20 protein-coding genes and 2 pseudogenes are annotated in these 25582 nt (G+C 59.6%); 14 read left to right on the forward strand and 8 right to left on the reverse strand.

All coding sequences use genetic code 11. The features are described from left to right. The first annotated feature begins 4 nt into the window (after window positions 1–4). Window positions 5–2446 (forward strand): TonB-dependent siderophore receptor, encoded by a 2442-nt coding sequence (locus BVK86_RS02365; protein ID WP_075944879.1) that lies wholly within the window; start codon window positions 5–7, stop codon window positions 2444–2446. A 97-nt stretch (window positions 2447–2543) separates the two neighbouring features. On the opposite strand, the gene BVK86_RS02370 is transcribed toward BVK86_RS02365, so the two are convergent. After that, window positions 2544–3644 carry a polyamine ABC transporter substrate-binding protein gene (locus BVK86_RS02370; RefSeq protein WP_075944880.1) on the reverse strand — a complete coding sequence of 367 codons (1101 nt, stop codon included), beginning with the start codon at window positions 3642–3644 and terminating at the stop codon, window positions 2544–2546. 352 nt (window positions 3645–3996) lie between these two features. On the opposite strand from BVK86_RS02370, the gene BVK86_RS02380 reads away from it, so the two are divergent. The 5 genes from BVK86_RS02380 to BVK86_RS02400 all read left to right on the forward strand — a co-directional run bounded on the left by BVK86_RS02380 (window position 3997) and on the right by BVK86_RS02400 (window position 9642). Next, window positions 3997–5709 (forward strand): amidase, encoded by a 1713-nt coding sequence (locus tag BVK86_RS02380; protein WP_075944882.1) that lies wholly within the window; start codon window positions 3997–3999, stop codon window positions 5707–5709. A gap of 120 nt (window positions 5710–5829) precedes the next feature. Further along, a complete protein-coding gene (locus BVK86_RS02385; protein WP_075944883.1) occupies window positions 5830–6096 on the forward strand; it encodes a hypothetical protein in 267 nt (88 codons plus the stop codon). Window positions 6097–6367: 271 nt separating this feature from the next. Further along, a complete protein-coding gene (locus BVK86_RS02390) occupies window positions 6368–7744 on the forward strand; it encodes a pyridoxal-phosphate dependent enzyme (protein WP_075944884.1) in 1377 nt (458 codons plus the stop codon). After that, a complete protein-coding gene (locus tag BVK86_RS02395; protein WP_075944885.1) occupies window positions 7741–8919 on the forward strand; it encodes a trans-sulfuration enzyme family protein in 1179 nt (392 codons plus the stop codon). Before BVK86_RS02390 ends, BVK86_RS02395 begins: the two co-directional genes overlap by 4 nt. Before the next feature lie 228 nt (window positions 8920–9147). Beyond that, window positions 9148–9642, forward strand: coding sequence for a PaaI family thioesterase (locus tag BVK86_RS02400; RefSeq protein WP_075944886.1), 495 nt, complete (start codon window positions 9148–9150; stop codon window positions 9640–9642). An 18-nt stretch (window positions 9643–9660) separates the two neighbouring features. On the opposite strand, the gene BVK86_RS02405 is transcribed toward BVK86_RS02400, so the two are convergent. Next, window positions 9661–11076: a DUF2252 domain-containing protein gene (locus BVK86_RS02405; RefSeq protein WP_075944887.1), complete on the reverse strand. Its 1416-nt coding sequence runs from the start codon at window positions 11074–11076 to the stop codon at window positions 9661–9663. 218 nt (window positions 11077–11294) lie between these two features. Here BVK86_RS02405 and BVK86_RS02410 point away from each other — a divergent pair, with 218 nt between their 5' ends. The 3 genes and pseudogenes from BVK86_RS02410 to BVK86_RS02420 all read left to right on the forward strand — a co-directional run bounded on the left by BVK86_RS02410 (window position 11295) and on the right by BVK86_RS02420 (window position 13636). Beyond that, window positions 11295–11747 (forward strand): hypothetical protein, encoded by a 453-nt coding sequence (locus BVK86_RS02410; protein ID WP_075944888.1) that lies wholly within the window; start codon window positions 11295–11297, stop codon window positions 11745–11747. Between the two features lie 415 nt (window positions 11748–12162). Further along, window positions 12163–12651, forward strand: a pseudogene (locus BVK86_RS02415) (Hcp family type VI secretion system effector). A gap of 7 nt (window positions 12652–12658) precedes the next feature. Then, window positions 12659–13636 carry a hypothetical protein gene (locus BVK86_RS02420; RefSeq protein WP_075944889.1) on the forward strand — a complete coding sequence of 326 codons (978 nt, stop codon included), beginning with the start codon at window positions 12659–12661 and terminating at the stop codon, window positions 13634–13636. Window positions 13637–14223: 587 nt separating this feature from the next. Here the strand turns inward: BVK86_RS02420 and mqo are convergent. After that, the gene (gene mqo, locus BVK86_RS02430; RefSeq protein ID WP_075944891.1) at window positions 14224–15870 is read right to left on the reverse strand and encodes a malate dehydrogenase (quinone); all 1647 of its coding nucleotides are present in this window, start codon (window positions 15868–15870) and stop codon (window positions 14224–14226) included. A gap of 365 nt (window positions 15871–16235) precedes the next feature. On the opposite strand from mqo, the gene ilvD reads away from it, so the two are divergent. Continuing rightward, entirely contained in the window at window positions 16236–17918 is a 1683-nt protein-coding gene (gene ilvD, locus BVK86_RS02435; RefSeq protein ID WP_075944892.1) for a dihydroxy-acid dehydratase, read from the forward strand. Window positions 17919–18055: 137 nt separating this feature from the next. Here the strand turns inward: ilvD and BVK86_RS02440 are convergent. Continuing rightward, window positions 18056–18220, reverse strand: a pseudogene (locus tag BVK86_RS02440) (methyl-accepting chemotaxis protein); the annotation flags it as partial. 172 nt (window positions 18221–18392) lie between these two features. Between BVK86_RS02440 and BVK86_RS02445 the strand changes: the two are divergent. Continuing rightward, window positions 18393–18824 carry a nuclear transport factor 2 family protein gene (locus BVK86_RS02445; protein WP_075944894.1) on the forward strand — a complete coding sequence of 144 codons (432 nt, stop codon included), beginning with the start codon at window positions 18393–18395 and terminating at the stop codon, window positions 18822–18824. Window positions 18825–18909: 85 nt separating this feature from the next. On the opposite strand, the gene nirD is transcribed toward BVK86_RS02445, so the two are convergent. The 3 genes from nirD to BVK86_RS02460 form a co-directional block, all read right to left on the reverse strand. After that, complete coding sequence (gene nirD, locus BVK86_RS02450) at window positions 18910–19287, reverse strand: nitrite reductase small subunit NirD (RefSeq protein ID WP_075944895.1); 378 nt, start codon at window positions 19285–19287, stop codon at window positions 18910–18912. Then, complete coding sequence (gene nirB, locus BVK86_RS02455; protein ID WP_075944896.1) at window positions 19287–21848, reverse strand: nitrite reductase large subunit NirB; 2562 nt, start codon at window positions 21846–21848, stop codon at window positions 19287–19289. The genes nirD and nirB overlap by 1 nt, the downstream gene beginning before the upstream one ends. 543 nt (window positions 21849–22391) lie before the next feature. Next, window positions 22392–22592, reverse strand: a complete 201-nt coding sequence (locus BVK86_RS02460) for a YbdD/YjiX family protein (protein WP_075944897.1) — start codon at window positions 22590–22592, stop codon at window positions 22392–22394. Window positions 22593–22834: 242 nt separating this feature from the next. On the opposite strand from BVK86_RS02460, the gene BVK86_RS02465 reads away from it, so the two are divergent. From BVK86_RS02465 to msrA, 3 genes are read left to right on the forward strand one after another with little or no spacing between them, the layout of a single operon-like run. Next, window positions 22835–23440 (forward strand): SCO family protein, encoded by a 606-nt coding sequence (locus tag BVK86_RS02465; RefSeq protein WP_075944898.1) that lies wholly within the window; start codon window positions 22835–22837, stop codon window positions 23438–23440. Continuing rightward, on the forward strand, window positions 23440–23940 hold the full coding sequence (locus BVK86_RS02470; RefSeq protein ID WP_075944899.1) for a copper chaperone PCu(A)C: 501 nt from the start codon (window positions 23440–23442) through the stop codon (window positions 23938–23940). The genes BVK86_RS02465 and BVK86_RS02470 overlap by 1 nt, the downstream gene beginning before the upstream one ends. 54 nt (window positions 23941–23994) lie before the next feature. Then, window positions 23995–24501, forward strand: coding sequence for a peptide-methionine (S)-S-oxide reductase MsrA (gene msrA, locus BVK86_RS02475; RefSeq protein ID WP_075944900.1), 507 nt, complete (start codon window positions 23995–23997; stop codon window positions 24499–24501). A gap of 72 nt (window positions 24502–24573) precedes the next feature. On the opposite strand, the gene BVK86_RS02480 is transcribed toward msrA, so the two are convergent. Next, complete coding sequence (locus BVK86_RS02480) at window positions 24574–25494, reverse strand: LysR family transcriptional regulator (protein ID WP_075944901.1); 921 nt, start codon at window positions 25492–25494, stop codon at window positions 24574–24576. Between the last annotated feature and the right edge of the window lie 88 nt (window positions 25495–25582).

Consider the following 25582-nt stretch of genomic DNA (forward strand, 5'->3'; position numbering starts at 1 on the left):
TGCTGTGCTCAACCCGTGGTCCCACTCTCTTTCGCTAACCGTTGCCCTGGCAACCCTGGCGAGCCCTGCGATGGCGCAGGCACAAACACTGACCTTCAATCTGCCCGCCGGCCCGCTTGCGAGTACGTTGAACGCCATCGCCAGCCAAAGCGGGCACATCATTTCTCTGGAGCCTTCGCTGGTTCAGGGCAAACAGGCACCGGCGGTCGTCGGCCAGTTCTCGCCTGAAGACGCGATGCGACAGGCGCTGTCGGGCAGTGGCCTGCAATTGCGCGTGACCGGGCAAGGCAATTTCAGCGTCGAGCCGGCCATGGGCAGCAACGCCACCCTGCAACTGGGCGTGACCAACATCGTCGAGAACAGCGCCGAGGCCACCACCGAAGGTTCGGGCTCCTACGCGGCAAAAGCGGTGACCATCGGCAAGGGTACCCACACCCTCAAGGAGATTCCGCAATCGGTCACGGTGATGACCCGCAAACAGATGGATGACCAGAACCTGGTCGATCTCAAGGATGCGGCCAACCAGACCACCGGACTGGTGGGCGTACAGGGCGTCGGCAAAGGCCTGATCCTGACCTCGCGCGGTTTCCAGATCGATGACTGGCAGTACGACGGCGTGCCGATCCCGCGCAACACCTACGCGCTCGGTAACTGGGCCACACAGGACCTGATTTTCTTCGATCGCATGGAGGTCCTGCGCGGCGCTTCCGGATTGCTGCAAGGCACCGGCAGCCCTGGCGGCGCCATCAATCTGGTGCGCAAGCGCGGCCAGAATGCACCGACCGTGAGCGTCACCGGCAAGGCCGGCTCCTGGGATCACTACGGCCTGCAACTGGATGCCGGCGGTCCGCTGAACCAGACCGGCACCGTGCGCGGACGCATCGTGGCCGACGAAGACCAAAGTGATTCCTTCATCGATTACGAATGGAGCAAGACCCACTCGTTGTACGGGGCGCTGGACATCGATCTGCGTGAGGACACTACCCTGGGCCTGGCGGTCAGCCAATCCAAGGGCGAGTCGCGCCCGATGATCCGCGGCCTGCCGCGCTATGCCGGCGGCTCGCCGGTCGATATATCACGCTCAACCTACACCGGCGCGCGCTGGAACCATTCGGACATCGATGTCACCACGGTCTATGCCGATCTCGAACACCGCTTCAACGACGACTGGGCGTTCAAGGTCGGTGCCGTGCGCATGACCGAAGACAACCAGGCGAAAAACCAGCGCGTGCAAAGTGCCGGCGATGGCCTCGAAGCCGATGGCAGCGGCGTGCAATACGCCGACTTCGTGACCGATTTCGATTCGACCAAGCTGGGTCTGGACATGAACCTCATCGGCCACTTCGACGCCTTGTCCATGCAGCACGAAGTCATGATCGGCGGTAACTACTCCAAGTACACGTCTGACGACACGTTCGCCCGCACCTTCAATAACAGCACGGACACGATTTTCGGGATCGACCACGATCATCCGGAAATCAGCTACGACAGTTTGCTCAATACCGCTGGTGGTCGTGGTACGCCGAGCAAGTACGACATCCGCCAAAAAGGCCTTTACGGCAGTTGGCGAGTCAAGCCGATCGAGCCGTTGACCCTGGTGCTCGGCTCGCGGGTCAGTTGGTACGACTACAGCTACAAGTCATGGACCCAGGCTGCGTTCAGCGACGTCGTGACCGAAAACCCGGAAAGCACCGCCAACGAAACCGGAGAAGTCACGCCCTACGCCGGTATCGTCTACGACTTGACCCGTGAGTGGGCGGTGTATGCCAGCTACACAGACGTATTCGAACCACAGACCGTGCGAGATGCCGGCGGCTCGATGCTCAAGCCGGTGATCGGCAGCAACTACGAAGTCGGCCTCAAGGGCGAGCTGATGGATGGCCGCGTCAACACGTCCCTGGCCGTGTTCCGTTATGACCAGGAAAATCGCGCGCTCAACGATCTGGCATCGGGCTTCGCCTGCGATGGCTGGTACTGCTCGGTAGCCGCGGGGAAAGTGCGTAGTCAGGGGATCGAAGCGGAAATCAGCGGCGAAGTACTCACCGGCTTGCAACTGTTTGCCGGCTACACCTACAACACCACCAAGTACCTCGACGACCCGGAAAACGAAGGCAAGGTCTTCAGCACCTGGACGCCCAAGCACATGTTGCGGGCCTGGGGCGACTACCAGTTCAGCGGCGACTGGCGTCGTGTCAGCACCGGCCTGGGCTTCACCACCCAAAGCCATACGCTGGGTTACGAGCACACTTTCGACGTACCGGGTTATACCGTGTGGAATGCGCGGGTCGGTTACCAACTGACGCAGGAAATTGGCCTGGCAGTGAATGCCAACAACCTGTTCGACAAGCACTACTACACGGCGGGATACAACCAGCTCGACGGCAACAACAACTTCGGTGACCCGCGCAATGTGATGTTCAGCGTGAAATACACCCCGGAGTTCTGACAAGGAACCTGTAGGAGCCGGCTTGCTGGCGATTGGCCTCGGCACAGATGCCGCCGATCCACCGCCATCGCCAGCAAGCCGGCTCCTGCGGGGCGGGTTATTTGTCCGACTTGATCGCCGTCCACACACGCGTGCGTACCCGCTCGAGCTTTTGCGGCAACGGTTGTACGACGTACAGGGTTTTCAGCGCTTCGCTGGTCGGGGTCAGGTTCGGGTTGCCGGTGATTTCCTTGTTGATCAGCGGCAGCGAATCCTTGTTGGCATTCGGGTAACCAAGGAAGTCGCTGATCGGCGCGATGACTTTCGGCTCCAGCAGCGTGTTGAGGAATTCGTGGGCTTCTTCGACGTTCTTCGCGCTTTTTGGAATGGCGAAGGTGTCAAACCAGATCGGCGCGCCCTCCTTCGGCAAACGCCAGTCGACGACCACACCGTTACCGGCCTCTTTGGCGCGATTGCCGAACTGGTAGAAGCTGCCGGAGTAACCGATGGCCACGCAGATATCACCGTTGGCGATGTCGGTCATGTACTTTGCGGAGTTGAAGTAAGTGACGTACGGCCGAACCTTCATCATCAAGGCCTTGGCTTTTTCGTAGTCGGCCGGATTCTGGCTGTTCGGGTCCAGTCCCAGGTAATGCAGGGCCAGCGGCAGGATCTCCGAAGGCGAGTCGAGCATGGCTACGCCGCAGGCCTTGAGCTTCTCCATGTTTTCGGGTTTGAACACCAGGTCCCAGCTGTCCACCGGCGCATTATTGCCCAGCGCAGCCTTGACCTTCGCCGGGTTGAAGCCGATCAACACGGTGCCGTACATGTAAGGCACGCCGTATTGATTGCCGGGGTCGTTCTTGTCCAGCAGCTTGAGCAGTGCCGGGTCCTGGTGCTTCCAGTTGGGCAACTTGGACTTGTCGAGTTTCTGGAAAACGCCGGCCTTGATCTGGGTTTCGATGAACTGGTTAGACGGCACCACCAGATCGTATCCGGAGTTGCCGGTCAGCAGCTTGGCTTCCAGGGACTCGTTGGTGTCGAAGGTGTCCCAAGTCACTTTAATGCCGGTTTGTGCGGCAAAGTCCTTGGGCACGGACGGCAGGATGTAGTCCGCCCAGTTGTACACCCGCAGTTCGCGCTGTTCGGCTTGCACCGCACTGGCGAGCAGCGTCAGCCCACACACGGTGGCGCCCAGTATGCGTTTCATAGTGTCCATGGATCAGTTCCCCAATGTCAGCTCGTCTGGTTTTTATAGTCGGTAACGGCAGTGGCCCTGAAGGTGGCCCGGAGCAAAGGAAGCTAAAGATTCTGGTTATGGATGCCGTCGGCACGGAGGACCGGCGACGCGTTTTTGATTCTTGCTGACAGCTTGGTCGGTTCACAGCGTGCGATCGGCCAAAAGGGGATCGAAATGGCCATTATCCGTGTCCGGATGGACAGCCATGGCGGCGCCGTGCCCCGGCTTAGTGCAAAATACGCGGCCAAACTTGAAATCCGCATCCCGTCGCGCAAGGCTGTGCCACGAGATCCGTCATGAAATCCATTTAGAGAGAGCCGGTGGTAACCGCATGATTGAAGTCACCGAAGTTTCCATTGCCCAACTGCGGGATGCGCTCGAGTCCGGCCAGACCACGTCGGTCGAGCTGGTCAAGGCTTACCTCGCCCGGATCGATGCCTACGATGGCGCCGACACCGACACCGCGCTCAATGCTGTGGTGGTGCGCAATCGCGACGCACTCCAGGAAGCGCAGGCATCCGATGCCCGCCGGGCCAAGGGCGAGACCCTGGGTCCGCTCGATGGTATTCCCTACACGGCCAAGGACAGTTACCTGGTCAAGGGCCTGACCGCCGCTTCGGGCAGCCCCGCCTTCAAGGATTTGCTCGCCTATCGCGATGCGTTCACGGTCGAGCGTCTGCGCGCCGCCGGGGCAATCTGCCTGGGCAAGACCAATATGCCGCCCATGGCCAACGGCGGTATGCAACGCGGAGTCTACGGCCGTGCCGAGAGCCCGTACAACGCCGATTACCTCACCGCCCCGTTCGCCTCCGGTTCGTCGAACGGTGCGGGAACGGCAACGGCGGCCAGCTTTGCGGCGTTCGGTCTGGCGGAAGAAACCTGGTCAAGCGGTCGTGGCCCGGCCTCGAATAATGGCTTGTGCGCCTACACGCCTTCGCGTGGCGTGATCTCGGTGCGCGGCAACTGGCCGTTGACGCCGACCATGGACGTGGTCGTGCCGTTTGCCAGGACCATGGCCGATTTGCTCGAAGTGCTTGATGTGGTCGTGGCGCCCGACCCGGACACCCGAGGTGACCTGTGGCGCATGCAACCCTGGGTGCCGATTCCGAGTGTCGCCTCGGTTCGTCCTGCTTCCTATCATGAGCTCGCCGCGAAACCTGATGCCCTTGCCGGCAAACGCCTTGGCGTGCCACGCATGTACATCAATGCCGACGCCGAAGCGGGCACCAGTGAAGCCCCGGGGATCGGTGGCCCGACCGGGCAACGGATCAACACCCGCGAGTCCGTGATCGGGCTGTGGCAACAGGCGCGCAAGGCCCTCGAAGCCGCTGGCGCCGAAGTGATCGAAGTGGATTTCCCGCTGGTGTCCAATTGCGAAGGTGATCGCCCCGGTGCGCCGACGGTGTTCAATCGCGGGATCGTCTCCAAGGAGTTCCTGCACCACGAATTGTGGGACCTGACGGCGTGGGCGTTCGATGATTTCCTGCAAGCCAACGGCGATCCGAAGTTGAACCGACTGGTCGATGTCGATGGCCCGAAAATTTTCCCCCACGACCCGGGCACCCTGCCCAACCGCGAGGGCGATCTGGCCGCCGGCATGGACGAGTACGTGAAGATGGCCGAGCGCGGCATCACGCCGTGGGACCAGATCAGCACCGTGCCCGATGGACTGCGCGGGCTTGAGCAAACGCGCAAGCTCGACCTGGAAGACTGGATGGACCGGCTCGCTCTGGACGCCGTGCTGTTCCCGACGGTCGCCGACGTTGGTCCGGCGGATGCCGACGTCAATCCCGTCTCTGCGGACATCGCCTGGAGCAACGGGGTTTGGGTGGCCAACGGCAACCTGGCCATCCGGCATCTGGGCGTGCCGACAGTCACGGTGCCCATGGGCATCATGCCGGACATCGGCATGCCGGTCGGGCTGACCTTCGCCGGCCGCGCCTATGACGACTCGGCGCTGCTGCGCTTTGCTTCGGCGTTTGAAGCCACCGGTTCGAAACGGCAAATTCCGCCTCGCACCCCGCCACTGTCGGCAGGTCAATAAACGGTTTCGTTAGCCATCGACATCCGTGGGCTGAGACTCCACGGATTGGCCCGTCCCTTGCTTTGGCACATTCGTACAATGACCAATCGGTGGGGGGTGTTCATGGCAGGACAAGCAACGATGGCAGTGTTCATCACTGCCCTGGTCGCCGCAGCGATCATCCTGGCCACGGTATCCGCAGCCGCGGTGGCCGTCTGGATGACGGGTGCGACATTCGCGGCGATTGGACTGGTCGAGAAAGTTGCACCGGATATTCAACTGCTGTCCGCGTTGTCACTGACGCCGCAGCCGGCAATGCTCATGGCGGCGATGCAGGCCACGGGCCTGGTGACGATTACGGAACTGATGCAGAAGGTGAATCTGGTGATGATTACCGCCAGCCTTTGAATCATTTTTTCTGCTCGTCTCTTGCGTTAAAGCGCCCCTTCCAATCGACTCAAGCCCCCCAAACAGGTCACCGGATTCAGGGCATTTCCCCAATCTCGGGGCCTTGAAACTTTCGCCGTCGCCAGCCCGACAACTCGACTGACTGACCACGAACGGTTGCGGATGGGCCGATCCCGGCCTATGGTCCAGACACAACTCTAACGACGTCCGGCGCCACGACTCGCCGACCTTTTTGTTCATCCTGTGCGCATTTGCGCTGCGAGGTGACCACATGCCTAATGACTCCCGCCCTGCCGTACTCGAACTGATCGGCAACACGCCGCTGGTGCGTGTCAGCCGATTCGATACCGGCCCGTGCACCCTGTTTCTCAAGCTCGAATCACAGAACCCCGGCGGTTCCATCAAGGACCGCATCGGTCTGGCGATGATCGACGCCGCCGAGCGCGACGGTCGTCTGCGCCCCGGTGGCACCATCGTCGAAGCGACCGCTGGCAATACCGGCCTGGGGCTGGCGCTGGTCGGCCGCGCCAAAGGTTACCGGGTGGTGCTGGTGGTGCCAGACAAGATGTCCACCGAGAAAGTCCTGCACCTCAAGGCCATGGGCGCCGAAGTGCACATCACCCGTTCCGACGTCGGCAAGGGTCATCCCGAGTACTACCAGGATGTTGCCGGACGGTTGGCGAAGGACATTCCCGAGGCTTTTTTCGCCGATCAATTCAACAACCCGGCCAACCCGCTGGCCCACGAATGCAGCACCGCCCCGGAAATCTGGGCGCAGACCCAGCACGATGTCGATGCCATCGTCGTGGGGGTCGGTTCGGCCGGCACGCTCACCGGGCTGACCCGGTTCTTCAAACGCGTGCAGCCTGAGCTGGAGATGGTGCTGGCCGACCCGGTGGGTTCAGTGATGGCCGAATACAGCCGCAGCGGCACCCTCGGCACTCCTGGTTCCTGGGCGGTGGAAGGGATTGGCGAGGACTTCATTCCCTCGATTGCCGACCTCTCCAGCGTGCGCCACGCCTACTCCATCAGCGATGAAGAGAGCTTCGATCACGCGCGCCAGTTATTGCGCGCCGAAGGCATCCTCGGTGGTTCTTCGACCGGCACCCTGCTGGCGGCAGCGTTGCGTTATTGCCGCGAGCAAACCGAGCCGAAACGCGTGGTCAGCTTCGTCTGCGACACCGGTACCCGCTATCTGTCGAAGGTCTACAACGACCAATGGATGAGTGATCAAGGCTTGCTGCAAAGCAAACGCTACGGCGACCTGCGCGACCTGATTGCACGGCGCTTCGAGGACGGCCGGGTGATCAGCGTCGGCCCCGACGATACCTTGCTGACCGCGTTCCAGCGCATGCGCCTGGCGGATGTCTCGCAACTGCCGGTGCTGATCGATGGTCAACGACTGGTCGGGGTAATTGACGAGTCCGACATTTTGCTGCGGGTGCATCAGGACGCTTCGCACTTTCGCATGACCGTCGCCGGTGCCATGACCGACAAATTGCAAACCCTGGCGCCTGCCGCCAGCCTCGCCCAATTGCAGGCAGAACTCGACCGCGGGCTGGTGGCGATCATCGCCGACGCCTCAGGCTTCCACGGCCTGATCACCCGGTTCGACTTGCTCAATCATCTTCGGAGATCCCTTGCATGAGTCAGCACGATAAAACCGGCGCCGCCCACGGCTTTGCCACCCGGGTGATTCACGCCGGTCAAGAACCGGACCCGTCCACCGGGGCGTTGATGCCGCCGATCTATGCCAATTCCACCTATTTGCAGCAGAGCCCAGGCGTACACAAAGGCCTCGATTACGGGCGCTCGCACAACCCGACTCGCTGGGCACTGGAGCGTTGCGTGGCGGATCTCGAAGGTGGCTCCAGGGCGTTTGCCTTCGCCTCCGGCCTGGCGACCATTTCCACGGTGCTGGAACTGCTCGATGCGGGCTCGCACGTTGTTTCGGGCAATGACTTGTATGGCGGGACTTTCCGCCTGTTCGACAAGGTGCGCCAACGCAGCGCCGGGCATCGATTCAGCTTTGTCGACCTGACCGACGTGTCCGCCTTCGAAGCAGCGTTGCAGGACGACACCCGCATGGTCATGGTCGAGACGCCGAGCAATCCACTGCTACGCCTCTCGGATCTCGCCGCTATCGCCCGAATCTGCCGCGCCCGCGGCATTATCTGTGTGGCCGACAACACGTTTGCCAGCCCGTGGATTCAACGCCCGCTGGAGTTGGGTTTCGACATTGTGCTGCACTCGACCACCAAATACCTGAACGGTCACTCGGATGTGATCGGCGGCATCGCCGTGGTCGGACAGGACGCTGAACTGGCTGAACGCCTGGGCTTCCTGCAAAACGCCGTGGGCGCCATCGCCGGGCCGTTCGACGCCTTCCTCACCTTGCGCGGGGTCAAGACCCTGGCGCTGCGCATGGAGCGCCACTGCAGCAATGCGCTGGAGTTGGCGCAATGGCTGGAGCGCCAACCGCAAGTGGCGCGCGTCTATTACCCGGGCCTGGCTTCACACCCACAGCACGCACTGGCGCGTCAGCAAATGCGCGGTTTCGGCGGAATGATTTCGGTCGACCTCAACACAGACCTGGCCGGGTCGAGACGCTTCCTCGAAAACGTACAGATCTTCGCCCTCGCCGAAAGCCTGGGCGGCGTCGAAAGCCTGATCGAACACCCGGCGATCATGACCCACGCCACCATCCCCGTGGAAACCCGCGCGCAACTGGGCATCGGCGATGCGCTGGTGCGGTTGTCGGTGGGGGTTGAGGACATCGAAGACCTGCGCGCGGACCTCGCACAGGCACTGGCACGAATTTAGCGCGAACCGAGCGAGATGCCGGCATCTGCAACATCGATGGCGCCTGACACGCCGCCATCGCGAGCAGGCTCGCTCCCACTTTGTGATCTTCAGGGAACACAAATTTCGCGTTCCCCCCCAAACCACTGTGGGAGCGAGCCTGCTCGCGATGAGGCTGGTACATTCACCATCGATGGCGCCTGATGCGCCGCAATAAACTTCGATGGAATTTTTTAGGATACTCAAGACATGCCCAACCCAGATACCTCCCTGCAAGACACCGCGGCACCCGACGGCGTTTGTTATGGCTGCGGTGGCAGCAACCCTCACGGGTTGCACATCAAGAGTTACTGGCATGAAGACGGCGAGCATGTCGTCGCCGAATATGTGCCCGAGGCCAAATACTGCGGCTGGCCGGATCTGGTCTACGGCGGGCTTATCGCGATGCTGGTGGACTGCCATTCCAACTGGACAGCGATGGCCTATCACTACCGCCAGGAAAACCGCGAAGTCGCGAGCCTGCCGCGCATCAACTGCGTCACCGGCAACCTGGGCATCAAATTCATCAAGCCGACGCCCATGGGGATTGCGCTGACGCTGCGGGCAAAAGTCGAAGGCGACGTCGGACGCAAAACCCGCGTCATCTGCGAAGTGTTCGCCGGGGATGTGCTGACGGCGGTCGGCGACTCGGTTTTCGTCCGGGTCGACACCGGCCAATTGGCTGACGCCGCGCACGGTCGCTGAATCCAGCGCCGGTCTTTATCACTCTTCTTCTATGAGCGCTGTGATGCGCCCGGATCGCTCTGCGGCAAGCAGCGCGGCATAGTCCTTGGCGTTCTGGTTGGCATAGGCCATGGCAAATTGGCCAATGGCCTGATCGAAGGAGTCCGATTTTCCCAGATAGCCGCTGATGAGCGCCGCGTCCCCGGATTTGGCATGGGCACGGGCCAGGGTCTGCCCGCACCATTCGGCGTACCGCTTCAAGCGCGCCGCCGTTATGCCTTCGATGGGCGCCGACATTTTCATGTCGCGCAATTGCCGGACAAAAAAGTCCCGACCATTCTGGCCCCGTGTCCAGCCCAGGAAAATGTCACTTGAGGACTGCATCAACCGCTGCCCGGTGACCACCCGCTCGCCTTGATTGTCGTAATCGCTCTTGCCCGCATACGGTGCCAGCACCGAGGGGCAGGCTTCCTTGAATTGCAGGAGCAGCGGATGGTTTTCGGCCGAGAAAAACAGTCCGACAAAACAATACGTACCGACGCTGCCGATCCCCACCGCTTTGACCGCAATGTCTTCAAGACGATAACGATCAAACAGCACACGACGTTCGTGGGGCAACGACAGTCGATAATCCTGCAGAGCCTCCCGCGCCCGTTCCAGGAAGTTTTTTTCATCGATATGAAACAGAATCGGCGGCTGATCGATCAACCGTCGGCGCCCTGCCACTTCGCTGCTGATCTTGGGATACAGATAATCGCCAACTCGCACCTTGGCCTTGGCCACCACCTGCTCGCGAAACTTCTTGATCTCGGCCGTGGGCGCCATGTCGATGATCGCCTGGGCATCGAGACGGTCATACCAGACTTCCAGCGGGCTCAGTTTCGACAGCTTGCGCAGGCGCTCACGGTAAGCACGCACGCACTCCATTGCAGCCGATATCGAAGCCTTTTTGCCGAGCCGGTTATCCCCTGCCGCCACGACAAAACTGATCGCCAGGCGCTTCACATCCCACTCCCAGGGGCCTGGGAGCGTTTCGTCAAAATCATTGATGTCAAAAATCAGGTTGCGCTCGGGCGTCGCGAACAGGCCGAAGTTCAACAGGTGGCAATCGCCACAAGCCTGCACGTTGATGCCTGTGATCGGCGTGGTCGCCAGGTCATGGGCCATCAACCCTGCAGAGCCGCGCAGAAACGTGAACGGGCTGCGCATCATGCGCCCGTAGCGTACCGGCACCAGATTGGCCAGCCGATAGCGGTTGGATTTTTCCAGCAACTCAATCGGGTCGCGGTGTTTGCGCGGGGGTTTCCATTCGGCGTGCAGCGCGTGCGGCAGGCTCTGACTCAATCGTTCGCCGGCACTCAAACGCTCCTTGCGCGAGCGGAAGACCGGCTCATCCATCGAGACGACAGAATTGCCGGCTGGCGTCTTGGCAGACTTGCTTTTGCGGGGAGGCATGTCCACTCCTTTGCTCATCGAAATGGATCGAGCCGTCGATGAAGTAAAGCGTAGCATCCGTGTTTGCGGGGCGAGGCGCCGACTGAAAAAATATCTGCAGCGCCTGTCGACTCATCACGCGGATGTTCTCGCTACGTGCTCATCTGCCAGCCGGCGAGTGATTAATGAGCTATACCCGCTAATCTCCCATAGCCGTTACACAACTCAGGAGTTTAGCTATGAAACTCAGACATTCGCTGGCGGCTGTGATAGTCACCACCAGCCTCTTCGGCTGCACCTCATCCTCAAACCATGGCGTCTTCGTCAACCTTGATGCCACACGGCAGAATGCCGGTCAGATCGGCAGCGTCACGTTGTCCGACTGGGGCAAGCAGACCGGCTTGAGTTTCTATATCAGTGGGGCGCCAACCGGCGCCGTTCTGCCCTTGCGTCTCTACAGCTTCATCAACAAAGGCAGCTGTCAGCAACCCGGCCCCGTCGCTTACGCCATGAACGATAAGGTGAACACCGAGCGGCAACCCGTACGCGGCTGGACCTTCTCACGAAGTGCACCGGTGGCATTGCCTGAACTGCTGTCCAGCGAGCACCACATTGTGGTGCGAACGGCAGCGACCGATGGCAGCGTCGATATTTTTTGCGGGGATATCAAGCCGTCGGCCACAGCGAAATAAGACCGATGATGGCGTGAGCTCGCCATCTCAAACCGGCGAGATCGTCGCGAGCACGCCAATCAGAATCGTCACCAGCAAAAAACCACCGAGGAAAATCGCCATTTTGCCCATAGGGCCTCCTGCATATTGAGGTTGCGGTGCACCGCGGCCAAACCGCGGAACTGGTCACTATTGTGGGGGGCAAACTGAGTGCATTACAGGGGCAGAAAACCTAAAAAAATACGGATCAGATGCGTATCACTGTAGGAGCGGGGCTGCTCGTGAGGAAGGGTCCTACATCCGACGGCCAAAACAGAATCAGACGTATCTGATTCTGTTATTTCGAAACGTCTTAATGCGCCATTGCTGGCGTCGACTGCCGTACATTCGTACCTGCAAACATGGATCAATAATCTCATTGCCAAGGAGCGATCGTATGGCATTTGACGCTTACATCAAAATCGAAGGTATTCCGGGCGAAGCCCTGGACGAGCAGTATCGTAACTGGATCGAAGTCAACAGCTAAAACTTTGGCACTCAACAAAGTACTTGCGCCACCGCCAGTTCTGCGGGTGGTGCAACTGCCGGGCGCACGACGTTGAGCACATTCACTTTTACCAAAGTACTCGACAAGTCCAGCTGCAAGTTGATGGAAGCCAGTTGCGCTGGTGAACACTTGAAAGAGGTCACTCTGGTTCTTAGCCGTGCAGGCGGCGACAAGCTCAAGTATTTCGAGATCGTCCTCGAAGAAGTGATCATCGCCGACTACATGCAAAACGCTGCTTCCGGCATTCCCGTTGAAATCGTGCAACTGGATTATGGTCGCATCAAGACGGTCTATACCCAGCAAAAACGCAGCGACGGTGCCGGTGGCGGCAACATCGCGGGCGGCTGGGATCGCATCAACAACAAGCGCTATTCGTGAGGCTGACATGGCACAGCCTCTGGCGTTCATCAATGCGCAATCCCAAACCTACGCGTCGCTCAAGGCTCAACTGGGCCTGAACGGTATCGCCAACAGCAAGTTCGATGCACTCAATAGCCATATCAGCAATTCGGTGGTGCTGGCGGGCGAGCTGGTGATCATCGGTGATGTGTCTACGCCACTGAGCACCAGCGAAGAGGCCTACTTGATGGCCAGGGCGCGGGACATCCATATCGGCCTGCTGACGAATCAGGTCGATGCGGACGACTTCTTTCTCGATAACTTCGAACTACTCCAGGGCATGCTTGCTCACGGCGCTATCGGCGCAGGCGCCGTCAGTGACGGCTGGAGCAAGCACTTGGCCGCAATCAAGACCACTCTGGAGGAAATCGAACAAGCCCATAAGGACTATGTGCGTAGCGGGTCAATAGCGGCCCGGGACAGGTTTTACAGTGAGCGCGCCCTGTTGTTCAGCAAGCTGGAAAATCAAATTGGCAGTGTAGCGTCCTATGGTTCCGGGCTTCGTTATCAAGGGTCGATAAAACGGATGCTGGGTATTTCGACCAAGCGTTACATGAGTACGGGTGAGATTGCCGGGTATGCGCAGAAGGTCAGTGGCGTGGCAAAGGCGGCGAAGCTGATCAAGCGAGGGGTTTATATCGGCGTCGCTCTTGACGTTGCTTCCGCTGGGCTGGATATCCGGCAAGCATGTGCGTTGGGGCGGGAGGATGAGTGTACAAGGGCAAAGTATGTTAACGGCGGATCGCTCGCGGGCGGCTTAGGCGGGAGTGCAGTGGGAGGATCATTCGGTAGCATGGTTGGATCGGCTGGTTGCTACTTCGCATTGGGGATTGTCACAGGGGGCCCTGGGGCTTTGACCTGCGTGGTTATTGGAGGTGCAGTGGGAGGATGGGTCGCTGGTAAACAAGGTCAAATAGGCGGCGAAATGATCGGGGAATTTCTTTATAACATGGTCAAAAAATGAATAAGATAGAGCCCGGACTTATTGCATTAGTTATATTCACCCCAATGTTTATCTCACTATTCAGCGTGTTTTACCTGGCTTACTTTTACACGGAGAAAATAGAGTCATTATTGTCCCGCAGCGAATTCGTAAAACACCATAAGCGAACCTTTATTGGCCTAGGCCTCATGGGAAAAGTGATCCGCAGTGGCTTTATAGCAAGCGTACTGTTAGTACCCCGACTGATGGCAAGGAGGGGCGGCGTCGACACAGATCAAGTAAAAAATTTTCCGCGCACGCTGAAGAGGCTCCTTTTGGGTTCGTGGATTGCTCTTACCTGCTCGTTTTTCGCTTTGATATTTTTTTTACCTGCCAAGTGAATACTGGAAGGGATTGTTTTGTGTCGTAGTAGGTGGCGCACTTGATATTACCCTGATGATATTGGGCGCTTACCTCAGATACATTGAGTGAATTAAATCCTCTTTTCTGGTGTGATCGTCACACGATGGAGAGTCCATAAAAAACCCGCGAACCATTACTGGTCCAGCGGGTTTTTCATATCAAAGCCAAGTAATTGAACACCTCACCGTCACCGGCGCGGCATCCTTTTACAAAGCCATATCAGTCGCAGCATTTTCCTTCGGTGCTTTCGGCGCTTCAGCTGGCGCAGTCACCGGTGCAGTTGCCTGACCAATCGCCGGTGGCGGGGTCAGTTCCAGCACCTTGGCGGTGTAGGCCCATTCCTGCGCAACCTTTTCAGGATTGCCGTTCAGCTGGGTGCCATAGCTCGGCACGATCTGGTGCAGTTTTTCCTGCCAGGCCGGGGTGGCGACCTTGTCCTTGAAGACTTTCTGCAGCACGGTCAGCATGATCGGCGCAGCGGTCGAAGCACCTGGGGACGCGCCCAGCAGGCCGGCGATGGAGCCGTCTTGCGAAGCGACGATTTCAGTGCCCAGCTTCAGCACGCCACCGGCGGCTTCATCACGCTTGATGATCTGCACGCGCTGGCCCGCTTGCCACAGACGCCAGTCTTCAGCCTTGGCGTTGGGGAAATATTCTTTCAGGGCGTTGAGGCGGTCTTCGTCAGACAGCATCAGTTGACCGGCGAGGTACTCGACCAGCGGGTATTCCTTGATGCCAACCTTGGTCATCGGCCACACGTTGTGCGTGGTGGTGGTGGTCAGCAGGTCCAGGTACGAACCTTCTTTCAGGAACTTGGTGCTGAAGGTCGCGAATGGGCCAAACAGGATCACGCGTTTGCCGTCCAGCACGCGGGTGTCCAGGTGTGGCACCGACATCGGCGGTGCACCCACCGAAGCTTTACCGTAGGCCTTGGCCAGGTGTTGCTCGGCGATGGTCGGATTTTCGGTCACAAGGAACGAACCGCCAACCGGGAAGCCTGCGTATTCCTTGGCTTCAGGAATGCCGGACTTCTGCAGCAGGTGCAAGGCACCGCCACCGGCGCCGATGAACACGAACTTGGCGTCGGTTTCGGACTTGGTGCCGTCTTTCAGGTTTTTGTAGCTGACGCGCCAGGTGCCGTCATCATTCCTGGTGATGTCCTGCACTTCGCTGGACAGCTTCAAGTCGAATTTCGGCGTGGTTTGCAGGTGCGCAACGAACTGGCGGGTGATTTCGCCAAAGTTCACGTCGGTACCGATCGGTGACCAGGTGGCCGCGATTTTCTGGTTCGGGTCACGCCCTTCCATCATCAGCGGGACCCACTTCTTGATCAAGGCCGGGTCTTCGGAATACTGCATGCCGGCGAACAGCGGGCTCGCTTGCAGGGCTTCGTAGCGCTTTTTCAGGAACTTGATGTTGTCATCGCCCCACACGAAGCTCATGTGCGGTGTGGAGTTGATGAACGAGCGCGGGTTTTTCAGCACGCCTTGCTGAACCTGCCAGGCCCAGAACTGACGGGAGATCTGGAAAGCTTCGTTGATTTCAACAGCTTTCGGGATCGAGACGTTGCCTTTGTCGTCTTCCGGGGTGTAGTTCAGCTCGGCCAGGGCGGAGTGACCGGTACCGGCGTTGTTCCAGCCGTTGGAGCTTTCCAGGGCGACGCCGTCAAGACGCTCGATCATTTCCATCGAGGTGCCGGGTTCCAGCTCATTGAGCCACACGCCGAGGGTCGCGCTCATGATGCCGCCGCCAATTAGCAGCACATCGACTTTCTTGGCTTCTTCAGCTTGCGCCGACGTCATCCCCAACGACAAAGCCAACCCCAGCAGGGCTGTGTTTACTTTTTTAAACATCTGTAGCACCTATGATAAAACGCCATCCGCCCTTCCATCCTCGCGCACACGGCCCATGTTTCACGGCAGATCATGGGTGCGGCACAGCAGGATTACAGGGTGGGCACACAAGGCCGACATAACTGCATCGACCCCAGTTATATGTCCCTACTGAACTGACTTCTTATCTTTTTTGGCTTCAGCTGCTTGAGCGACAGTGATTCTGTTCGCCTGTCTCGCGGACAGGCAAACTGAATAGGTCAAACCAAGTTGCGCCAAGAATATCACGACATGGCTAACCCGCGCGTCTGTTCCCGACTCGTTAGTCCGGATAGACGCGGTGGGAGCTCTATACTGATCCTGTTTGCCTCAATGGGTGCATTGTCATGAGCGATACAGACTATCTGCGCAAATATTCCTCCCAAGTAATCGACGGCATCGAAGCCGCGCCTGCGCGAGCCATGCTACGCGCCGTGGGTTTCACCGATGACGACTTCAAGAAGCCGCAGATCGGTATTGCCTCGACTTGGGCGATGGTGACGCCGTGCAACATGCACATCGACAAGCTCGCGCTGGAAGTGGAAAAAGGCGCGAACGCTGCCGGTGCCAAAGGCGTGATTTTCAACACCATCACCATCTCTGACGGCATCGCCAACGGTACGGAAGGCATGAAGTATTCGCTGGTGTCCCGCGAGGTCATTGCCGATTCCATCGAGGTCGTGGTCGGTTGCGAGGGCTTCGACGGATTGGTGACCGTGGGCGGATGCGACAAGAACATGCCGGGCTGCCTGATCGGCATGGCGCGGCTCAATCGGCCGTCGATCTTCGTCTATGGCGGCACCATCCGCCCGGGCGCCGGCCACACCGACATCATTTCCGTGTTTGAGGCCGTCGGCCAGCATGCCCGCGGCGACATCAGCGAAATCCAGGTCAAGCAGATCGAAGACGTGGCGATCCCCGGCCCCGGTTCCTGCGGCGGCATGTACACCGCCAATACCATGGCCTCGGCCATCGAAGCGCTGGGCATGAGCCTGCCGGGTTCCAGCTCCCAGGACGCTGTCGGCGGTGACAAAGCCTCAGACAGTTATCGCGCTGGCCAGCAGGTCATGGAACTGCTCAAGCTCGATTTGAAACCCCGGGACATCATGACCCGAAAGGCCTTCGAGAACGCCATCCGCGTGGTGATCGCCCTCGCCGGCTCAACCAATGCCGTGCTGCATTTACTGGCCATGGCCAATGCGGTGGATGTCGTGTTGACCCTTGATGACTTTATCGAGCTGGGCAAGATTTCCCCGGTGGTGGCCGACCTGCGCCCCAGCGGCAAATACATGATGAGCGAGCTGGTGGCCATCGGCGGCATCCAGCCCTTGATGAAACGCATGCTGGCGGCCGGTATGTTGCACGGCGACGTCATGACCGTCACCGGCAAGACCCTCGCCGAAAACCTGGAAAACGTACCCGACTACCCCGAAGGCCAGGACGTGATCCTGCCCTTCGACCGGCCGATCAAAAAGGACTCGCACCTGGTGGTGCTGCACGGCAACCTCTCACCCACCGGCGCGGTCGCCAAGATCACCGGCAAGGAAGGCTTGCGCTTTGAAGGCACGGCCCGGGTCTATCACGGTGAGGAAGGCGCGCTGGCCGGCATTCTCAACGGTGAAGTGCAGCCCGGCGAAGTGATCGTGATCCGCTATGAAGGCCCCAAGGGCGGGCCGGGCATGCGCGAGATGCTTTCACCGACGTCGGCGGTGATGGGCAAGGGATTGGGCAAGGATGTGGCGCTGATCACTGATGGGCGTTTTTCCGGTGGCTCCCACGGATTCGTGGTCGGGCACATTACGCCTGAGGCCTTTGAGGGCGGGCCGATTGCGTTGATCGAGAATGGCGACAGGATCACCATCGACGCCGAAACCCGGCAGATCACGGTCGACGTGTCCGATGCCGAACTGGCCTCGCGCAAATCGCGCTGGGTGCGGCCGGAAGCGAAGTACAAGCGCGGGGTGTTGGCCAAGTATGCGAAGACCGTGTCCAGTGCTTCGGAGGGGGCAGTAACCGATAAGTATCTTTGACCGGTCGTTCTATGGTGTCCGGTCTGACGCTATCGCGAGCAGGCTCGCTCCCACAGTGGTCCGGCGTACACCAGACATGTGGGAGCGAGCCTGCTCGCGAAGGGGCCTTTATAGGCAATGCAACATGAAGGGATCTATCAAAGGCGGAAACGATCCACCGTCTGCGACAACTGCCCCGCCAGGCTCGACAACTCATCTGTCGTCGTCGCCGTCTGCCCGATCACCTTGCTATTGCCTTCGGACATCCCGGCAATCATCTCCACCTGATGGGCGATTTCGTTGCTGGCCAGGCTTTGTTCGCCGGCACCCGCAGCACTGCATGCCAAAATGAGGGTTCAAAAAGAAGTCTTGGCCGTTCGACAGAAAAACCTTTAGCGAACGTCGCTTTTTTCATCAGCCTCATGCTAGGTTGTACGACGACTGACGAACATCTGATCCATCGTCAATCCCCCCTACAACAATAAGGAAACGCCCATGAAAAAAGCCAAAGTGTTGATCGGTTTTATATGCCTGTTCAGTGGCTACGTCGCCGCCTCAACTTCCTCCCCTGACAAAGATGTGGCGCAAGCCGTCGATCATCTGACCGACGCCATGCTGCACAAGAACATCATGCAGCTTCAGACATTGACCGCCGAGAACCTGACCTATGGGCATTCCAGCGGCAAGATCCAGAACAAGAAGGAATTCATCGCCGACATCGAAACCGGCAAAAGCGCGTTCAAGACCCTTGAGATGCAGAACCAGACCATCACCATTTCCGGCGATGTCGCGCTGGTCCGCCATCACTTCTCGGCTCAGGCCTTGAAGGGTACGGAAGTGGTTCCCACCGAGATCGAAAACTTTCAGATCTGGCAGAAACAAGGTGGGAAATGGTTACTCGTAGGACGACAAGCCTTCAAATTCTGACGCTGGTTTAAGTGAGAAATGAACGACTTCTAACTGCACCGAACCTGTGGCGAGGGAGCTTGCTCCCTAGCCACAAGGTCAGATTTCAGGCCACGCCGACCTCTACCCTGCCCTCATTCAACCGCACTGGCCAAACCCGCAAGCGCTGTTGCGGATACTCCAGGCAACTGCCGTCTTCCAGGCGGAAATGCTGTTTGTAGATCGGCGACGCGACGACCAGTTCCCCCTTGATGCTGCCGACCAGCCCGCGCCCGATGACATTGGCTCCGGATTGCGGGTCATGGTTGTCGATGGCGTAGAGGTTTTTGCCCTCCGCGCCCGGCAGGTAAAACAGCGCCACTTGCGCGCCGTCGAGCCACACCACCACACCGGAATCGCTCACCAGATCCTGCTGGCTGCACACCGATTGCCAAACGTCGATATTTTCCAAAGGTACAGCGCGCTGCGTATTGGACAGGCTCATCAGACAGTCTCCTCGGTGACAGGGATAAGGTTGAGTTCGGCGGCCATGATCGGGCGCCGCTGACCGCGTTCCTGGACAAAGTGGATGTCCGGGTCCGGGCGTTTGTCGTTGACGAAGGTGCGGAAGCGCTTGAGTTTTTCCGGGTCTTTGAGGGCGTTGGCCCATTCGCATTCGTAGCGGTTGACCACCAGTTGCATCTGCGACTCGAGTTCGGCACCCAGGCCGAGGCTGTCGTGGATGATCACGTCCTTTAGGTAGTCCAGACCGCCCTCCAGGCTTTCGCGCCACACCGAGGTACGCTGCAGTTTGTCGGCGGTGCGGATGTAGAACATCAGGAAGCGGTCGATGTAGCGGATCAGGGTCGCATCGTCCAGATCGGTGGCGAACAACTCGGCGTGGCGCGGGCGCATGCCGCCGTTGCCGGCGATGTAGAGGTTCCAGCCTTTTTCGGTGGCGATCACGCCCACGTCTTTGCTCTGCGCTTCGGCGCATTCACGGGTGCAACCGGACACCGCGAACTTGAGCTTGTGCGGCGAACGCAGGCCCTTGTAGCGGTCTTCGATGGTCAGGGCCATTTGCACGCTGTCCTGCACGCCGTAACGGCACCAGGTGCTGCCGACGCAGGACTTCACCGTTCGGGTCGATTTGCCGTAGGCATGCCCGGTTTCGAAACCGGCTTCGATCAGTTCGGCCCAGATGTCTGGCAGTTCATGCAACTGCGCGCCGAACAGGTCGATGCGCTGGCCGCCAGTGATTTTGGTGTAGAGGTCGTATTTCTTCGCTACGACGCCGATGGCGATCAGTTTGTCGGCAGTGATTTCGCCACCGGGAATGCGCGGCACCACGGAGTACGTGCCGTTTTTCTGCATGTTGGCCATGAAGGTGTCGTTGGTGTCCTGCAATGGCACCAGTGACGGGTCCATGATCGGCTGGTTCCAGCACGACGCCAGGATCGAACCCACCGCCGGTTTGCACACGTCGCAACCGGTGTGACCCTTGCCATGTTTGGCCAGCAGTTCTTCAAAGGTGATCACCCCTTCTACCCGCACCAGCGCATACAGTTCCTGACGGGTGTAGGCGAAGTGTTCGCACAGGCTCTTGTCGACACTGACACCACGGGCGATCAGTTCGTGCTCGAACACTTGCTTGAGCAACCCGGCGCAACCACCACAACCGGTACAGGCCTTGGTCTGCGACTTGAGCAGGCCGAGGTCGGTGCAGCCGCCGTCGATGGCCGCGCAGATGGCGCCCTTGGTCACGTTGTGACACGAGCAGATCGTCGCCGCCTCCGGCAAGACGCCCGGGCCGAGGGTTGGCGCGCCTTCGGACGACGGCAGGATCAGGGCGGCCGGTTCCGACGGCAAGGCAATCGCGTTCTGCATGTATTGCAGCAGCGTGTCGTAATAACTGTTGTCGCCGATCAGCACGGCGCCAAGCACGTGCGTGCCGCTGGCATCGACCACCAGGCGCCGGTAGCTGGCGGTGGTTTCGTCGATGAACTGATAGCTGCGCGCGCCCGGCGTGTTGGCATGGGCATCGCCGATGGAGCCGACGTCGACACCCAACAGTTTGAGCTTGGTCGACATGTCGGCGCCCCGAAACGGCTCGGCGGCGTCATCGCACAAACGGGCGGCGACACTGCGGGCCATCTGGTAGCCCGGCGCAACCAGGCCGAACAAACTGCCATTCCACGAAGCGCACTCGCCGATGGCGTAGATGTTCGGGTCGCAGCTCAGGCACGTATCATCGATCACCACGCCACCGCGCGGGCCGATCTCCAGTGCGCATTGGCGCGCCAGCGCGTCTTGCGCACGGATCCCGGCAGAGAACACGATCAAATCGGTTTCGAGGAATTCGTCGTTGGCGAAATTCATCCGGTAGCGATACTGCTCCCCGGCGCTGATCGATTGCGTGGCGCGGGACAGGTGCACACCGACGCCCAACCGTTCAATCTGAGCCTTGAGCGACAGGCCGCCCAGTTCATCGAGTTGAACCGGCATCAGGCGCGGCGCGAATTCCACCACGTGTGCTTCAAGGCCCAGGCTTTTCAGGGCATTGGCCGCTTCCAGGCCGAGCAAGCCGCCGCCGACCACCACACCGCGCCTGGCGTTCGCCGCTGCAGCACGGATGGCGTCGAGGTCTTCGAGGGTGCGGTACACCAGACGCGAATCCCCTTCGGCGCCTTCGATCGGCGGCACAAACGGATAGGAACCAGTGGCCAGGACCAGTTTGTCGTAGGCCACGCAGCCTTGCGCGGTGATCACCTGGCGACGGGCGCGATCGATCTCCAGCACCGGCACACCCAGGTGCAGCGTGACGCCCGGCGTCTGGTACAACGCCGCGTCACTCAGGGCCAGCGATTCGGCATCGCGACCGGAAAAATACTCGGACAGATGCACGCGGTCGTAGGCTCGCATCGGTTCTTCGCTGAAAACGTGTACGCGATAGCGCTCAAGGGCCCCACGCTCGATCAACTGCTCGACACAATGATGTCCGACCATGCCATTGCCGATCACGATCAGCGTTTGATGCTTGTTCAACGCGGCTACATTGGAATTCATAAACGACCCTGCCCAAAGCCCATCACGGTTCAAAAAGCAAAAAAAAACGCCTGAAACCTTGCGGTTCCAGGCGTCTTTGCCTGTTCTTTTGCGGTGTTGAAACCAGACGGCCATGCCTGATCCACCGATAGTGCCCACGACCTGCACGGTTGATCGATCGTCGTTGACCGAGTGGGCGGCTGATCTTTTCCAGATAGCGCTGAGGGGGTTAATGCAGTGTTTGTGCCAGTCGAACGCAGGCACTGTAAACATCCGCGCCAAGCCTTGCAGGTAAGGCTTTTGGCGAAGCACGTGGGGTCGTCAGCGGTTGATGTCGCAGGCGGCAATGGTTTCGAAAACCGCTTCCCACTGGTGCACGTTGCCGGACATCGCGCTTTAAAAGTGCGCAAAAAACCGTGGGGAGCCAGCCTGCTGGCGATGGCGGATATTACGGCGGACCGGGTACTGGATCAGGTGGATACACTTGGGTGGACACAGTCCAGCGTGGCGAGGGAGCTTGCTCCCTCGCCACAGGTTTTTGGGTGTCAGTTGTGCATATTCAGTTCAGCAACACCGCGTATTACATTTGCCACGGCCAAAACGCGCTTCCTGGCGCTCCCGGAAGAACGCCTCATAACTCATCACCGGCTCGCCCGGTTGCTTGATCGCCATTTGCGCAACGTAGTTGTCGTAATCGGGCATGCCCACCATCGAACGTCCGCTCTGACTTAAGAAACGCGCGGCTTGCTGCAGTTTACGGAACATGGCAATGCTCTCTTCAAGGTATTGGACGACCCTATCAAAACCCATGTTTGTATCTGCAATGTGTCGAGGCGCAGGGGCTTTGTAATTTCCTGTAATCCGAAGACCGCGACCTTTTGGCGCATGACCGGCTGGCCATCGATTGAGCGCCAATGGGCAACAGTTTGTTAACATCCCTGCGCTTTTTTTCGTCTGATCCGTCAGGCACTGTGTCCCATCTGTCGCTACACAGGATGTTTTTTTCCATGAGTACGTTGTATTCCCGTCGCACGGTCCTGCAAGGCATGAGCCTGCTCAGCCTTGGCCTGCTCGCCGGCTGCGATGACAGCAGCAAGCTGTCGTTCAAATACGGCAAGGACCTGAGCGACAAGATCATGGGCCGTTCCTTCAAGCTCAAGGACACCGAGGGCGAAACCCGGATGCTCGGCAGCTATCAGGGCTTGATGCCGATGATTTTCTTCGGTTTCACCCAGTGCCCGGCCGTCTGCCCGACCACGCTGGCCCGCGCCGCCCAGGCGAAAAAACTGATGGGCCGCGATGGCGAGCGCCTGCAGGTGATCTTCATCACCCTGGACCCCGAGCGCGATACACCCGAATTGCTCGACAAATACGTCAAGGCCTTCGACCCCAGTTTCGAGGCGCTGTACGGCACCCTGGAAGAAACCGCCGCCACCGCCAAAGAGTTCGGCGTATTCTTCGAGAAGGTTCCAAGTGGCGACACCTACACCCTGTCCCACACGGCTACCAGTTTCGTGTTCGACTCCCGGGGCAACTTGCGCCTGGGCCTGTCCGCGTCCCTTACCGCTCAAGAGTGCGCAGAAGACCTGCTCACCGTCATGGAGGTTTGCTGATGATTTCGTTCTGCGCGCCGCGCATCAAACAACTGGCTCTGGGCCTCTCGCTGCTCGGCATGGCCTGGCAGGTGTCGGCGCAAACCCAGGTCAACGACGCCTGGGTCCGCGCAACCGTGGCCGGCCAGCCTTCGAGCGGCGCCTTCATGACCCTCACGGCAGACACCGACAGCAAGCTGCTGAGCGTTGAGTCGCCGGTGGCGAAACTGGTGCAGATCCACCAGTCGAGCATGAAAGACGATGTGATGAGCATGCAGCAGGTCGAGTCCGTTGCCCTGCCCGCCGGCAAAGCCGTGAGCCTCGACCCCCAGGGTTATCACGTCATGCTCATGAACCTGACAGCGCAGATCAAGGCAGGCGACACCGTGCCCCTGACCCTGACCGTGGAAAACACCAAGGGCGAGAAGGAAACCATCAGCGTCCAGGCATCGGCCCGTGCGCTCGACACGATGGACCACGGCAGCATGGATCACAGCAAGATGGACCACAGCAAGATGTAATGAGGGTCTGACGGCCTCCCCCACGAGGCCGTTCTTTGAAAGGAGGTGCTTACCATGACGACGAACACCGAAACCGCCATCCTTGCCGGCGGCTGCTTCTGGGGTATGCAGGATCTGCTAAGGCGTTACCCGGGGGTGATCTCCACGCGGGTTGGCTACTCGGGTGGCGATGTGCCCAATGCGACTTACCGCCACCACGGCACCCATGCCGAAGCGATCGAGATCGTTTTCGACCCGGTGCTGATCAGCTATCGACAGATCCTCGAGTTTTTCTTCCAGATCCACGACCCGAGCACCATAAACCGTCAGGGCAACGATCTGGGCACCAGCTATCGCTCCGCCATTTATTACCTCAGCGAAGCGCAGCAGCGCGTCGCGCTGGACACCGTGGCCGACGTGGATGCCTCTGGGCTCTGGCCGGGCAAAGTGGTCACCGAAATCGAACCCGCCGGACCGTTCTGGGAAGCGGAACCTGAACATCAGGATTATCTGGAACGACTGCCCGAGGGCTATACCTGCCACTTCATCCGGCCGAACTGGACGCTGCCCAAGCGCGGGTAATACCGCATCGGCTGTCTTCGATTGACTGTGGGAAATCTAAGTTGCAGGGCAACCCTGCAACTTCAATTCCGGCTACTTTGCGCTTTGAACCGGCGCGTGCTGCGCCATCAGCTCAGTCACCCAATCGATGAATACCCGCACCTTGCGGCTGATATGCCGATTCGGCGGGAACGCCACGTAAAGCGGCATCGGCTCAAGGCGCCAGCCCTCGAACAGCGGCACCAGTTCGCCACGCGCCAGCCACGGTTTGGACAGGTAGTCGGGTAACCAGAGAACGCCCATGCCGGCCAGGCCCGCTGCGACGTAGGCGTTGCCATCGTCGACCGCCAACACGTAACGCCCCTTGATCTCCAGACTTTCGGTGTGATTGCGCATCGCATAAGGCACGGCCCTGCCGGTACGCGCCCACAGGAATCCGACGATACGATGCTCGGAATCTTCCAGATCCCTGGGATGCAAAGGGGTGCCGACCCGCTCCAGATAGCTGGGCGCCGCGAACACCCCCAGTTGCAGGTCGCCCACCCGCCGCGCCATCAGCGACTGATCGGTCAACTCGCCACCGCGCACCACGCAATCGACGTTTTCATCGATCAAATCGACGATGCGATCACTGACGCCCATGTCGATCTGGATATCCGGGTAGCGGGCATGAAAGGCCGGCAATGCCGGGACCAAAATCATGCTGGCCAACGGACTGGGCACGTCGACCCGCAGCCGCCCCCTGGGCACCGTTGAAGCGCTCGACAGGCTGGTTTCGGCATCGTCCAGATCGGCCAGCAGCCGTACCACGCGCTCGTAGTAAACGGCACCATCGGCGGTGACGTTGACCTTGCGTGTCGTACGGTTGAGCAACTTGACCCGCAGGCGCGCCTCCAACTGTTGCACGAGTTGCGTGACAGTCGTTTTGCTCATGTGCAGTGTCTCGGCGGCCTTGGTGAAGCTGCCGGCCTCCACCACCCGGGCAAACGCCTGCATTGCATCGAAACGGTCCATACCTGCCCCGAATAGCTGTCGGATTGTTTGGGATATACAAACAGTGATAGTTGCAGTTGCTCGTTTATCGGGCAAGTGCCTGCCCGTA

Origin of the sequence: Pseudomonas reinekei, assembly GCF_001945365.1 — a bacterium.
Classification (GTDB): domain Bacteria; phylum Pseudomonadota; class Gammaproteobacteria; order Pseudomonadales; family Pseudomonadaceae; genus Aquipseudomonas; species Aquipseudomonas reinekei.

Coding starts and splice junctions, on each gene's coding strand:
- BVK86_RS02370 (WP_075944880.1), bottom strand. CDS start 3,644: ATGGACACTATGAAACGCATACTGGGCGCCACCGTGTGTGGGCTGACG.
- BVK86_RS02380 (WP_075944882.1), top strand. CDS start 3,997: ATGATTGAAGTCACCGAAGTTTCCATTGCCCAACTGCGGGATGCGCTC.
- BVK86_RS02385 (WP_075944883.1), top strand. CDS start 5,830: ATGGCAGTGTTCATCACTGCCCTGGTCGCCGCAGCGATCATCCTGGCC.
- BVK86_RS02390 (WP_075944884.1), top strand. CDS start 6,368: ATGCCTAATGACTCCCGCCCTGCCGTACTCGAACTGATCGGCAACACG.
- BVK86_RS02395 (WP_075944885.1), top strand. CDS start 7,741: ATGAGTCAGCACGATAAAACCGGCGCCGCCCACGGCTTTGCCACCCGG.
- BVK86_RS02400 (WP_075944886.1), top strand. CDS start 9,148: ATGCCCAACCCAGATACCTCCCTGCAAGACACCGCGGCACCCGACGGC.
- BVK86_RS02405 (WP_075944887.1), bottom strand. CDS start 11,076: ATGCCTCCCCGCAAAAGCAAGTCTGCCAAGACGCCAGCCGGCAATTCT.
- BVK86_RS02410 (WP_075944888.1), top strand. CDS start 11,295: ATGAAACTCAGACATTCGCTGGCGGCTGTGATAGTCACCACCAGCCTC.
- BVK86_RS02420 (WP_075944889.1), top strand. CDS start 12,659: ATGGCACAGCCTCTGGCGTTCATCAATGCGCAATCCCAAACCTACGCG.
- mqo (WP_075944891.1), bottom strand. CDS start 15,870: ATGTTTAAAAAAGTAAACACAGCCCTGCTGGGGTTGGCTTTGTCGTTG.
- ilvD (WP_075944892.1), top strand. CDS start 16,236: ATGAGCGATACAGACTATCTGCGCAAATATTCCTCCCAAGTAATCGAC.
- BVK86_RS02445 (WP_075944894.1), top strand. CDS start 18,393: ATGAAAAAAGCCAAAGTGTTGATCGGTTTTATATGCCTGTTCAGTGGC.
- nirD (WP_075944895.1), bottom strand. CDS start 19,287: ATGAGCCTGTCCAATACGCAGCGCGCTGTACCTTTGGAAAATATCGAC.
- nirB (WP_075944896.1), bottom strand. CDS start 21,848: ATGAATTCCAATGTAGCCGCGTTGAACAAGCATCAAACGCTGATCGTG.
- BVK86_RS02460 (WP_075944897.1), bottom strand. CDS start 22,592: ATGTTCCGTAAACTGCAGCAAGCCGCGCGTTTCTTAAGTCAGAGCGGA.
- BVK86_RS02465 (WP_075944898.1), top strand. CDS start 22,835: ATGAGTACGTTGTATTCCCGTCGCACGGTCCTGCAAGGCATGAGCCTG.
- BVK86_RS02470 (WP_075944899.1), top strand. CDS start 23,440: ATGATTTCGTTCTGCGCGCCGCGCATCAAACAACTGGCTCTGGGCCTC.
- msrA (WP_075944900.1), top strand. CDS start 23,995: ATGACGACGAACACCGAAACCGCCATCCTTGCCGGCGGCTGCTTCTGG.
- BVK86_RS02480 (WP_075944901.1), bottom strand. CDS start 25,494: ATGGACCGTTTCGATGCAATGCAGGCGTTTGCCCGGGTGGTGGAGGCC.